The organism is Spiroplasma mirum ATCC 29335 (assembly GCF_000565195.1).
Lineage (GTDB): Bacteria > Bacillota_I > Bacilli_A > Mycoplasmatales > Mycoplasmataceae > Spiroplasma > Spiroplasma mirum.
Map to the genome: position 1 here is coordinate 702,208 of NZ_CP006720.1, position 12,585 is coordinate 714,792.

Annotated in this window: 12 protein-coding genes, 1 pseudogene and 1 riboswitch; all 13 genes and pseudogenes read right to left on the bottom strand. The window is 28.6% G+C overall.

Annotation, left to right across the window (positions count from 1 at the left end):
* Nucleotides 1-64 precede the first annotated feature (64 nt).
* Nucleotides 65-340, bottom strand: a complete 276-nt coding sequence (locus P344_RS07480) for an ATP-binding cassette domain-containing protein (RefSeq protein ID WP_051413772.1) — start codon at nt 338-340, stop codon at nt 65-67.
* Nucleotides 341-703: 363 nt separating this feature from the next.
* The gene (locus P344_RS07485) at nt 704-886 is read right to left on the bottom strand and encodes a hypothetical protein (protein ID WP_236681354.1); all 183 of its coding nucleotides are present in this window, start codon (nt 884-886) and stop codon (nt 704-706) included.
* A 77-nt stretch (nt 887-963) separates the two neighbouring features.
* Nucleotides 964-1,305, bottom strand: coding sequence for an ABC transporter permease (locus tag P344_RS07490; RefSeq protein ID WP_416374953.1), 342 nt, complete (start codon nt 1,303-1,305; stop codon nt 964-966).
* A 474-nt stretch (nt 1,306-1,779) separates the two neighbouring features.
* Nucleotides 1,780-2,013 (bottom strand): hypothetical protein, encoded by a 234-nt coding sequence (locus tag P344_RS03520; RefSeq protein ID WP_025317507.1) that lies wholly within the window; start codon nt 2,011-2,013, stop codon nt 1,780-1,782.
* Between the two features lie 451 nt (nt 2,014-2,464).
* Nucleotides 2,465-4,268, bottom strand: a pseudogene (lepA, locus tag P344_RS08095) (translation elongation factor 4).
* 109 nt (nt 4,269-4,377) lie between these two features.
* Nucleotides 4,378-4,644, bottom strand: coding sequence for a 30S ribosomal protein S15 (gene rpsO / locus P344_RS03530; protein WP_025317508.1), 267 nt, complete (start codon nt 4,642-4,644; stop codon nt 4,378-4,380).
* A gap of 269 nt (nt 4,645-4,913) precedes the next feature.
* Nucleotides 4,914-7,073: a class 1b ribonucleoside-diphosphate reductase subunit alpha gene (gene nrdE, locus P344_RS03535; protein WP_025317509.1), complete on the bottom strand. Its 2,160-nt coding sequence runs from the start codon at nt 7,071-7,073 to the stop codon at nt 4,914-4,916.
* A gap of 5 nt (nt 7,074-7,078) precedes the next feature.
* Nucleotides 7,079-7,534 carry a class Ib ribonucleoside-diphosphate reductase assembly flavoprotein NrdI gene (nrdI, locus tag P344_RS03540; RefSeq protein WP_025317510.1) on the bottom strand — a complete coding sequence of 152 codons (456 nt, stop codon included), beginning with the start codon at nt 7,532-7,534 and terminating at the stop codon, nt 7,079-7,081.
* A 15-nt stretch (nt 7,535-7,549) separates the two neighbouring features.
* The gene (gene nrdF, locus P344_RS03545) at nt 7,550-8,572 is read right to left on the bottom strand and encodes a class 1b ribonucleoside-diphosphate reductase subunit beta (protein ID WP_025317511.1); all 1,023 of its coding nucleotides are present in this window, start codon (nt 8,570-8,572) and stop codon (nt 7,550-7,552) included.
* Between the two features lie 319 nt (nt 8,573-8,891).
* Nucleotides 8,892-9,055: riboswitch (cobalamin riboswitch) on the bottom strand.
* Between the two features lie 294 nt (nt 9,056-9,349).
* The gene (locus P344_RS03550) at nt 9,350-9,553 is read right to left on the bottom strand and encodes a hypothetical protein (RefSeq protein ID WP_025317512.1); all 204 of its coding nucleotides are present in this window, start codon (nt 9,551-9,553) and stop codon (nt 9,350-9,352) included.
* A gap of 787 nt (nt 9,554-10,340) precedes the next feature.
* Nucleotides 10,341-10,529: a hypothetical protein gene (locus P344_RS03555; RefSeq protein ID WP_025317513.1), complete on the bottom strand. Its 189-nt coding sequence runs from the start codon at nt 10,527-10,529 to the stop codon at nt 10,341-10,343.
* Nucleotides 10,530-12,134 (bottom strand): SLC5/6 family protein, encoded by a 1,605-nt coding sequence (locus tag P344_RS03560; RefSeq protein WP_025317514.1) that lies wholly within the window; start codon nt 12,132-12,134, stop codon nt 10,530-10,532.
* 249 nt (nt 12,135-12,383) lie between these two features.
* The gene (locus P344_RS03565) at nt 12,384-12,563 is read right to left on the bottom strand and encodes a lipoprotein (RefSeq protein ID WP_025317515.1); all 180 of its coding nucleotides are present in this window, start codon (nt 12,561-12,563) and stop codon (nt 12,384-12,386) included.
* Nucleotides 12,564-12,585 lie beyond the last annotated feature (22 nt).

Here is a 12,585-nt window from a genome sequence, read left to right on the forward strand (position 1 = left end):
AAAACTCCAGGCACTAATATTTTCAGGAAAAGTAATATACTCGGGAACATATCCAATCTTTTCTTTAGCAGCAATGCTGCCAGCTTTTTTCCTTCAATAGTAATTTAATTGACCCTTTATAACCTTTTAACCCCCCAATAAGGGATTTAATTAGCACTGTTTTCCCACTCCCAGAAGCGCCCAAAATAGTATGTAATTTACCTTGGGTTACAACAAAATTAAAGGGTCCAATTTTATTCTTTCGAAATTTTCGAATAAAATTTTTTACTATAATTACTGGTTGGTCTCTAAGCATAATGGCATTTGTCATTGGTAGTTTTAAATTATTTTGTTTCTCCATAAAGTCACCCCCTCTTTGTAAACGACATTATACTATATTTTTTCGTTGTAAAATTATTATTGACATAATAATTAAAATTGCGGCTAAAATTAAGTAAATATTCCGTATTAAAATAATATTCAAATAAAACTGATAATTAAGATCAATTTTATTATTGGTATTTATTGTTAAAGGAAAATCTTGATAATTCATTAACAAGTTTTTTTGACTGTCAAAATCAATATGGCTATTTTCTAACAAAGCAAAACTTACTGGTAAATAAGAAAGTGAACTTGTTCAAATTTGATTTCAATGTTCAATAACATTTAATTTTGAAATTAAACTATAATTCTATGATAATGCAAGATATTTTTTTAATCCAGCCTATTCTTGGGTCACATTTTTAAAATTTAAACTAATATTATTACTAATATTCATAATTAACGAATAAGGAATTCCTCCGATTAAAAACAAACTACAAAAAATTACCACAATTATTAGGACTGCTTGAGAATTTAAAAATGTGGAAATAAAAATAATTCCACTGGATGCGAAGTAACTTAACATTAAAGAATAAACTAATAATTTTAAAATTAAAGAATTATATAATTGGAAATAAACTTCATTTTTAGTAATTGCTTGGCTTAAAAACCAACTAAAAATGTGGCTAACATATTAATTACTAAAAAAATAAAAATCATTAGCCAAATTGATATATATTTAAGTAGAAAAATAGTAAAGCGAGAATATGGTTTTGATAAAATTAATAAGTAAGTACCGTTTGAAAATTCTTGACTAAATATTTTTGCTACAATTAATAAAATAAAGAGTAGCAAAAATATATTATTAAATATTAAAACTCCATACTGAAAATTAACCATAAAGCTTTCAACATTAGCCGATGATAAGAATAACATTAATCCTATTCCAATAAATAATGCTATTGATAATCCTAATAATACTCAAATAATAATTGAAGTATGAATTCTATACTGTCAAAATTATTAATATTTTTTTACCTTTTGTTTAAAAATTAAAAAGAATAAAAAAAATACCCAACAAGTAAGATAAAAAAACTAAATGATCTTTTATGTAAACTTGTTGGATGCCAAGATAAATAATATTTACTACAATATTTTGTAGTATATTATTTAAAATTGTTTGAATAATTTTATAATTAATTCTGTCGACATATAAGTGTTTTCATAAGCATAAACATTGAACATAGTTGAATCACTTTAGTAGTGTTTGTTCTTGTTCCACACCTGAACCAATAACATAATTTAGTTTCATCCCAACATATGTAAACGCTGTTCCTGGTGTATCATTTCTTACAAATGTCATACGAGTAGCTTTAAAATCTGGAGTTTTCATTAATTTTTCTACACTCTCTACAAAAGTATAATAGATACTTCCGTGAGCACCGAAAGTTCCATTTTTATACGAATAGTAAAAATTTGCTATTTTTCATTCTGTAATATGATTTTCATTAATAAACTTAACTGCCTCATTAATATTATCAACAGATCTTGAGGATAAATATGTGTACCTGTCCCTGGCGGTAACATACTTTCAAAACTAGTAAATGATTTTATTTCGGTTACCATATTATTATTAATATTATTTGATATTGTTGGTAATACGGCTGATGGTACTAAAGCAGCAATACTTAATAAAGATAAAATTATTTTCATAATTATGTCCCTCTTTCTAAACATTTTATTCCCACCCAAATAAATCCCAACTCATAAATACATATTTTTAAATATTAAAATAATTTTATTTATTATTTAATTTTGAATATAAAATCTTATTATAATTTACTTAATCTTTATTTATTTTCTTAAAATAATTTTAGATGTTATTTATTATTCACCTTTATTCATAAATAATTTCTAAATTAAAATATATTTATAAAATTATATTTTAATTTTACAACAAAAAAAGAATAGTTTCTACTATCCTTTGCTTACTTTAAACTTTCTTTAGGGTGCAATTGGATTAATCTTATATATTAATCTAAATTTTAATTGTGAATACTTATAATTTAAATTATTACCCCTACTAAAAATTTCCTTATATCCTATTATTTAGAACTTATTTTAATAAGTTAAAGTAATCATTAAAAAAATTAGAATAAAATATTTAATCATCAATTTTTAACACAGCCATAAAAGCTTCTTGTGGGACTTCCAATGTTCCAATTGCTTTCATCCGTTTTTTCCCTTCTTTTTGTTTTTCTAGCAGTTTTTTCTTACGGGAAATATCCCCCCCGTAACATTTTGCTAAGACATTTTTTCGTAAGGCTTTAATATCTTCGCGGGCAATAATCTTATTATTAATTGCGGCTTGAATTGGGACTTCAAAATTCTGACGAGGAATAATTTCTTTAAGTTTGGCACATAATAATTTTCCCCGGTGGTAGACAAAATCCCCGTGAACAATAGTTGATAACGCATCAATTACTTCGCCATTTAAGAGAATATCCATTTTTACTAGTTTGCTAGTTTGGTAGCCATCAAATTCATAATCAAATGAGGCGTAACCCTTACTAATTGATTTTAACCGGTCAAAAAAATCAAAGACAATTTCATTTAATGGCATTTGGTAAATTAAAATCCGGCGGGTATCATCAATATATTCTAAGTTTTGATAAATTCCCCGTTTGTGCTGACATAATTCCATTAACGGACCAATATAAGTGTCAGGAGTCATAATCGTTGTTCGCACATATGGTTCTTGAATATAATCAATTTTTTGAACCGGGGGCAGTTTACTTGGATTATCAATTTTAATCATTTCTTTATTTATTAAGTAAACATGGTAAATTACCGATGGTGCGGTGGCAACTAATTCTAAATTGTATTCTCGTTCTAAGCGTTCTTGAATAACATCCATGTGTAATAATCCTAAAAAAACCACAACGAAAACCAAATCCTAATGCTTGTGATGTTTCTGGTTCATATACTAGGGAAGCATCTGATACTTGAATTTTTTCTAACGCTTCTTTTAAATCTTTATACTTTGCAGAATCAATTGGATATAATCCACAAAAGACCATTGGGTTTAGTTTTTTATAACCTAATAATGGTTCCTGGGCAGGATTAGCAACACTAGTAATGGTATCCCCCACATTAATATCTTTAATAGTTTTAATACTAGCAGCAATTCAACCTACTTCTCCCGCTTCTAACTGGTCTTTTTTAACTTCTTTTGGCGTTTTAATTCCCACTTCGGTAACATCATAAACCGCATTGGTACTCATTAACTTAATTTTTTCCCGCACTTTAATAATTCCTTGCTTTACCCGAACTGAAAGCATTACCCCTCGGTACTTATCATAATAAGAATCAAAGATTAAAGCGCACAGTGGTTTATTATCATCCGCATCAATTGGGGCAGGAATATATTTAACAATTGCTTCTAACACTTGGTCAATATTAACTCCTGTTTTCGCACTAATTAAGGGCGCTTGCTCGGCAGGAATTCCAATTATTTTTTTAATTTCAGCTTTTACCCGTTCAGGATCAGCAGATGGTAAATCAATTTTATTAATAACTGGAATAATTTCTAAATTATTATCAATTGCTAAATAAACATTTGCTAAGGTTTGGGCTTCAATTCCCTGGGCCGCATCAACTACTAATAACGCTCCTTCACAAGCAGCTAAACTCCGGGATACTTCGTAAGTAAAATCAACATGACCGGGAGTATCAATTAAATGAAAAATATACTTTTCACCATTTTTAGCATGGTATGTTAGTTGGACTGAATTTAATTTAATTGTAATTCCACGTTCACGCTCTAAATCCATCGAATCTAATAACTGGTTTTGCATTTCCCGCTTTTCCACGGTACCAGTTAATTCTAAAATCCGATCAGCTAAAGTTGATTTTCCGTGGTCAATATGGGCAATAATACAAAAATTGCGAATATGTGATTTTTTCATTAATTAACTTCCTTCTTTTTACATTAATCTTTTAATCTCTAATAATTATAAAGGATAAATTGCATAAATAACATTAAAATAAAAAAATCACGCTTGTGATTTTTTACTTTTATTTTCTAATTTTTAACGCTTCAATAATAGCTTTATAACGTTCAAAATCTTTGTTTGCTAAATATGATAACAAGTGTTTTCTTTGCGCAACATTTTTTAACAAACTACGACGTGAAGTAATATCTTTTTTATGTGTTTGTAAATGTTCTGTTGCGTTATTAATTTCTTGGGTTAGAATTGCAATTTGCACTTCTGGTAGCCCCGTATCATTTTTATTTCTGCCGTATTTTGATACAATTTCAGCTTTTTGTTCTTTAGTCAACATTACGTAATATTCTCCCTTCATTTAATGGTTTATTTAATGTCAAATCAAAGTAATTAACAAAGGGTGATGTTAATAACAACGAAATAACAACCTTATTAATCATAACGGATTATCAAATGAAACTCAATAAAAATTAAAGAAAAAACATAACTAATTACCTCAACTATAATTATTAAACTAACTTAATTAAAATATTATTCTTATAATATTGGATTTTTTCCTATTTAATCAATTTTAATATTTTTTACATTATTTTTTCCTAAAAATTATTATATTACACAAGCGTCACATTCATAATTTTCACTATCTGCTAATACTTCTTGGCGGACACGGACATAATAAATTGATGAACATCCTTGTTTAAAAGCTCTAATATATGCTTTATTTAAATCACGGGTCGTAGAGGTATCGGTCATGAATAATGTTAATGAAATTGCTTGGTCAACATGCTGTTGGGCGACGGCAGCAATATCAATAATTGGGTTTGGTCCGACTTCATAAGCTCCTAAAGCGTAATAGCCCATATTATCAAAATTAATTTGGTAAGCAGGTACATATACCCGTCCTAATTTTCCTTCCTTGCGAACTTCAACGGGAGCAACCACAGGTTGTAAACTTGGAGTACATGATGATAGATAACTAATCGAACCAGTTGGTGCTACGGCCATTAAATGAGAGTTAGCCATCCCCGTGCTTTTAATTTGTTCACATAACGTAATTCAATCTTGTTGGGTTGGAATTATAATATTATATTTGGCAAATAATGCTTTAACTTTATCAGTTTGAGGTTGGTAGTGATCTGGTGCACACTTGGTATATTTATCAAAATATGAACCATCGGCAAATTTAGATTCATCAAAGTTCTTAAAAACACCAACCCGCTGAGCCAGTTGATTTGATGCTTTAAAAGCATGGTAGGCCATCACATAGAAAAAGATATTCGTAAAATCAACTGCTTCGGGAGAATTATAAAAAATATGATTAGTTGCTAAAAAACCATGGAGGTTCATTGCTCCCAAACCAACCGCATGATTTTTTTGGTTACCATATTCAATTGAAGGAGCACTTGCAATATTACTGTTACGTGATACATGGTCTAATGCTTTAATTGCTTGATAAATTGCTTCAGAAAAATTGCTTCCACTTTCCATCATTTTGGCAATATTAACACTCCCTAAATTACAACAAATGTCTTCCCCCATTTTCTTAAAACTAAGATCTTCATTATATTCACTCGGAGTACTTACCTGAACAATTTCACTACATAAGTTACTCATCACAATTCGGCCAGGATGCGCATTCCGATTATTAACTGTGTCGTCAAACAATAAATATGGATAACCACTTTCGAAATGTAATTCCGCAATTGTTTGAAATAATTTTCGTGCATCAATAAAGGTTTTTTTAATGTCCAGATTATTTAACATATTATAGTATTCTTTAGTAATGGCAATATCACTCATCGGTTTTCCATAAACTTTTTGAATATCATACGGACTAAACAACGCCATTTTTTCATTATTTTTTGCTAATTCAAATGTAATGTCAGGAATCACAACCCCCAATGATAAGGATTTAATTCGAATTTTTTCATCGGCATTTTCTCGTTTCGTATCTAAAAATAACATAATATCAGGATGATGAACATTTAAATATACTGCACCAGCTCCTTGACGTTGACCTAATTGATTAGCATATGAAAAGGAGTCTTCCAAAATTTTCATAACCGGAATAACCCCCGTGGCTTGGTTAGCAATATTTTTAATTGGTGCTCCAAATTCACGAAGGTTAGTTAAACATAAGGCTACACCCCCACCGCGTTTTGATAATTGTAAAGAAGTTGAAATTGCACGACAAATTGATTCCATATTATCTTCAACTCTTAATAAGTAACACGAGATGTATTCTCCTCGTTGTTTTTTTCCCGCGTTTAAAAAAGTCGGAGTTGCTGGTTGAAAGCGCCCTAACATCATTTCTTTTAGGATTGCTTGGGCGGCATGAAAATCACCATCCCCAAAAAATAATGCATTCATTACCACCCGATCTTCATAAGTTTCTAAATATTGCTGATTATCAAAAGTTTTTAAAGCATAGGAGTTAAAAAATTTTAACGCTCCCATAAAACTAGGAAAGTGATGATGATAACTTTTGGCAAGAGTTGTTAATTTTTCAATTTCTTCGATTTGATATTTATTAATAATTGTTTCATCATAGTATTGTTCGGCTACTAAGTAGGTGATGCGCTCTTTAATATCATCAAATTTTTTAAGATTTGGTAACACATGGTGGTTTAAATAACTTTCAGCCGCTAACACGTCAAATTGAAAATTATCTTTTCCCCGTTCAAATATTTTTGATTTTGCATTCAAAGCAATGTATTCTTCATTATCTACATTATTTGTTAACAGAGAAACTTTATTTGTCTTCATAAATTCTATTCCTTTCAAAAATCACTTAATATTTTTTTGATGGTTTGAACATCATGTGGAGTTCCTAGTAATTCAAATTGGTATAATAATGGAACCTGTAATTTTTTGGAAAGAATTGGTCCAGCCACCGCAAAGGTGTCACCAAAATTAGTATTTCCAGAAGCAATCACCCCGCGGCAAAACTGGCGATTTTGGTTGTTATTTAAAAATTTGATTACTTGTTTAGGAACTGCTCCTTTATAATCATTGCCACCACCCCCATATGTGGGGCAAATCAAAACATAATCTTTCGCAACTAAGATTTCTTCTGATAAATCATAGGGAATACGTGTATTTTTAATATTTAGTTTTTGGATAAAGCGGTGCGTATTATTTGATGTTGAGGAAAAATAAACAACATACATTTCACCCGTTGGTTTGGTAACTGATTGGTTGGAAACTCTAATAACATCCTCATGCATAATTATTCATCAAATCTAAAATTCTCAATCTTCGTCTTCAGTTTCTTCAGTAATCCCCATTACATAAGAAGAACCATTTCCAGAAAAGAAATCATGGTTTTCATCTGCGCGGGCTGATAACTGAGTGAAAATCTCGGGGGCAATTCTAGTTTCTTCCTCACTAAAAGGTGATTCATAACCTAAATTTTGTAAAAACTTCCCAGCATTATATAAACTAAAGCGAATTGCATCTTCAGCTAACCCAAAACCTTCATAAAGTTCATGTAAATATTTTTTTTCTAAAATAATTAACTCATTTAGTAAATCAAAAACAAATTGTTTCATTTCTTCCTGCTGAGCTGGGGGTAATTTAGCAACTTTTTGTTGGTATTTATAACCACTATAATAGTTATGAATAACTTTGTCTCTTAAAATTAATCGGATAATATCCGAAGTATTTGGGAGCTTACCACGGGCCGATAAATAAAATGGTAAATAAAATCCTCCATATAGTAAAAATCCTGGCATTAAAGCAGCCGCAACTTTTGATTTTAACGGATCATCACCAACATAATATGGAATTAACGCTTGGGCACGTTCTTGTAAACTTTTTGTGTTGATAACTCATTCATGGGCTTCTTCAATTTGCTCACTTAAACATAAAGTTGAAAAAATAGTTCCATATGATCGCGCATGAACAGCAACCATAAAAGCAAAGTTTGTATAAATAACTTGTTCATGGTCGGTCAATGAGTTAGGAATTTGGGCAACATCCCCAACCGTTGCTTGGATTGTATCTAATAATGTTAAACCAGTAAATGTGCGGGTAATTAATTGTTGTCATTCCGGATTTAAAGTACGTCATGATGTTAAATCATTAGAAACTGGGATTTTTTCTGGTAACCAAAAATTTTGGGTAATTCTGGTTCATACTTCTAAATCTTTATCATCATTAATGACATTTCAGTTAACTGACCGCATTTTCCCCTGAAAATTAGCTTGGGCATATTCAAGGGGTGAAAGTGATGCTTGATAATATTTATTTTTTTGTGCTGCCATAATTGCTCCTTTCAAAGATATTTTTAATTAATTAGCGTTACTAAAATAAACCCAAAAGTAATCTGGATTTTTTAATTATTCAACAATATTAATTCCCGTTCAATGCTAGATGGGATTTGTTAATAAATTATGGAAAGTTAACAAAAAACTTGTAATAATCCCTAAAACAAGTTTTCCTTGACAACTAAAAAGCATTCACTTCATTAGGGAAAGGAGTACAAATATTTTTAAATTATTTAAAAGTAATCAAAAAAAAGCATTAGCAAGATTATCAAAGATTACAAAATAATTTTGTTATTTCATTCCCAGGAATAACATAATTTTAGTGAGATAACAGACTGGTTTCCTGGCTTAGCATCATTTTACTAGTTACCCTTCTCAAAGTTTCCTTTAATGGCTATGTAACGTTCATCCGCATCACAGTTGCTGGGACAGCAAGAGAATCTAACTCTTTTCCCAAACATCTATTATTCCAAAGCTATTTAGTTGTAAACATATCTTACTATATTATTTTTAATTTGTAAAATAATAAAAAAGAATAATAATTATTCTTTTTTATCCTTAATTATAAAGGTTTTTTGTATTCATTTGTATTTGTTGAAGAAAATTCATATGAGTCAAGACGAGATATCTTTCCTATTTTAAGTTTTTTTCCGCATTAATTTTTTTCGTAATAATAGTTTCTTTTTTTTAATTTTGTTACTACTAATTCACCATCATTAATTTCTTGCTTTTATTTTTCTTGAATTTTGTGAATGGTCTTCAAATAATTATCTATTATATTAATTTTTGGTTAAAAACTTGACCATAATTATTAGCAGTTATAAATCTTAATAAACAGCTTTGAGCATTTAAAGCATTTCACAAAAAACTTTCAAATTCACCAGTATCACTAAAAATAACATCAGTTATTTTAAGTTCTTTTTTTTGATACTTACTTTTACTTAAAATTTGTTGCTTACTGCTTCTTGCAAATAACATTCCGTTTGCAAATTTGAAGAGTCTTCTAATTTTTTCTTTATAGAATTTTCATAATAATTCTCGTGCTTTATATTCATTGTAACGAATTTGGCCTTGAATATTATAAACTTTTTGATAATTTGTAAAAGTTTTTAAAGCATCTGTTCAATTTAAATAAGCACTTTTATCATTCCACTGATAAACTGTTATTGGTTTCTCATAAGATGCTGATAATACATCTCGTGATAATTCTCCACTACCATTAATGGTAAAATTACCTGGATTTTGGATTGTATTAACAGTTGCAATTGGGATTTTATTTTTAATATATAACGATTTAATTGTTCTCTAGTATTAAATACCTCACCATTAAATACATAATTATTGTCATTAAAGCCAAAACTTATTACTTCCGCATTCGATCTAGCCTTGGACCAGAATCATAAAAATATTTCAAAGACTCATCTCTTTAATCTCAGAAATTAAATCTGCCCTTACCAATGAAACTTCTATATCTATATCATCAAAATATAGTTAGCATAAAAATAAATAAATACTCTATATTAGAATTTGCCAAATAATTTAATCTATCATAAGTCATTTCTAGATTACTTACTGATTTATCTTAATAAATCAATTCTTAAAACTATTTTTTAAATAACATTTATTAAAATTATCTTTAAAAACTAGTAATAATTAAATACAGACATTAATATGCCTTTTTAATAATAACATAATATTATTTTATTTAATTTTAAATTATAAAAATTTTTTTATAAAAATAAGTTTTAATAATTCTTAATAAAAATTATTTTACGGTTTCTTGTTCTAATTCACTTTCTAAATCAACTTCTAATAAATTATGTTCTGCTAGTTCTTGGTCAAGTTCAATTGTATGTTCAGTACGTTTTAAATCTTTGTAAATAAAGAACCCAAACAAAATTCCTAAACAAATTAAAATTACTAATAATACTGTTAAAGCAATAATCGTTAACATCTACTCCACCTCGTCTTCTAATTTAGGTTGTGATACTTTAGGAATTTCATTTTGAATAACTGTCTTCTTAATTTTATTTTTTTTAGCATCAAAAATTTCAGGACTATTAGCTAATGCCGAAATTATTGGTACCAAAATTCCTAACACTAATGCTAAGATAAAAATATATAATGGGTTAGTTGTTGTTGAAATCACAAAATCATAAATAGAAAAGCCAATAATAATAAATAAAATAACCGGGATAACATAATACATCATTAAGCGGTATAATGTCCCTAATTTAATTCATGAAACTTTATTGTTATATTTAATTAGGACATCTAATTTTTTAGTTTTATGAACAAAGAAGATTACTTGTGCAAATGATACTAAAATTAAATCTAACCCAGCAGCTAATAATTGGAAGGAATTAATTAACTGGTAAGTATTTTCAAATACTAACGCTAAGCCAACCACAATGATTAATGTACATATTCCAAAAATAACTCGGCGCTTTTTAAAATGATACTGAGTCTCAATTGCATCTACAATAACTTCGGTATTTCCGACCGTAGTACTTAATCCCGCAATGAACAAGGCTAAGAAAAAGAGAATTCCTAAGAAGCTACCAAAGCCTACAACAGTATTTTGGTTAATAATATGGAAAGTCTTTGGAAGCACATTAAAGACGAACACTATCGAATCACTACCAAATTTATTAGTAATTTCTTGCTGGAATAATAAAATGTTAGTTTTATCACTTATACTATTATTAACAATTGCCCCGGACGAACCAAAGATAAAAATTAAATTGGTAACTGATAAAAATAAAATCCCAATTAGTAATAAATATGTTTTGGAAGTATTATCTTGGTTATGGGGAGCAACTCCGGCAAACCGTATCATCATTCCCATTCCTAACGAAGTGGTAAAGAATGCTAAGGAAAAGACACTACTTCAAGTTTGGGTTGTCCCTAGTTTTTTTAAATTATCTTTTAAAAATAAAGTAGCTAACCCTTCTTTGCTACCCGGAACTGTTAAAATATAAATTGCTAAAATAAAAATAATAATAAATAATAAGGGCATAAATACTTTGTTTAATTTTTCAATCCCTTTAATCCCAAATGATAAGATTAATCCCACTAAAATAACAACTAAGAGAAAGGCTAAAAATACAATTCATTGAAAACCACCATGCGCACTAACACCAAAGCCACCACTCTGCAAAATATGCTTATTAAAAATATTACCACCCATATCATTAATAAGACTGGGACTAAATTCAATTCCAATTGAAACAATTGTATAACCAACTAAAACTGAATAATATATTGGAATAATAATCATTAAGGTTGATTGAAACCACCCAATAAATTTACTTACTTTAACATTTTCTTTTTCAAAAATATTAATCACACTTTTACGGCGCAAGTTTCCTAAATTAAATTCAAAGATTAATAACGGAATTCCAACAATGATCATTGCTACAATATAAAACAAGAAAAAATAAAATCCCCCGTTCTTATTAATATAACCAGGTAATCCTCAAATTACCCCTAGTCCAATTGCTGCTCCTAAAGAAGAAACAATAAAACCAACTTTGCTCATTTGCTTTTTCTTATTCATAGTTATCTCCTAACTTTTATAATAAAATTTTAAATATTATGGAAAATAAGATAAATTTATAAAAAAATTTTTACCTTTTACATTAAATGATTATACCGTAATTTTAATAATTTGTCATCAATTTTAAATATTTTTTTATGACCCTAATTTTAATTAACTGGTAAAAGAAAAAATCTCTTTATAAATAAAGAGATTTTTCAATATAATATTTAATTAAAAATTACTTTGTTTCTGGTGATGTTTCATCTGTTAAATTATTAAAATCATCAATTGTTTTAGTGCTTCTAAGTCTTTTACACTTTTACTATCAACAAATGTTAATTGACTAATTTCTCCTGAATTTTTATCTGATTTATCACAAACAACAACACTACTTGCTCCGGTTGCTGTTAAACCTAGAGCTCCTAAAATTGCTAAAATTTTTTTCATTCAATTATTACCTCTCTTATTT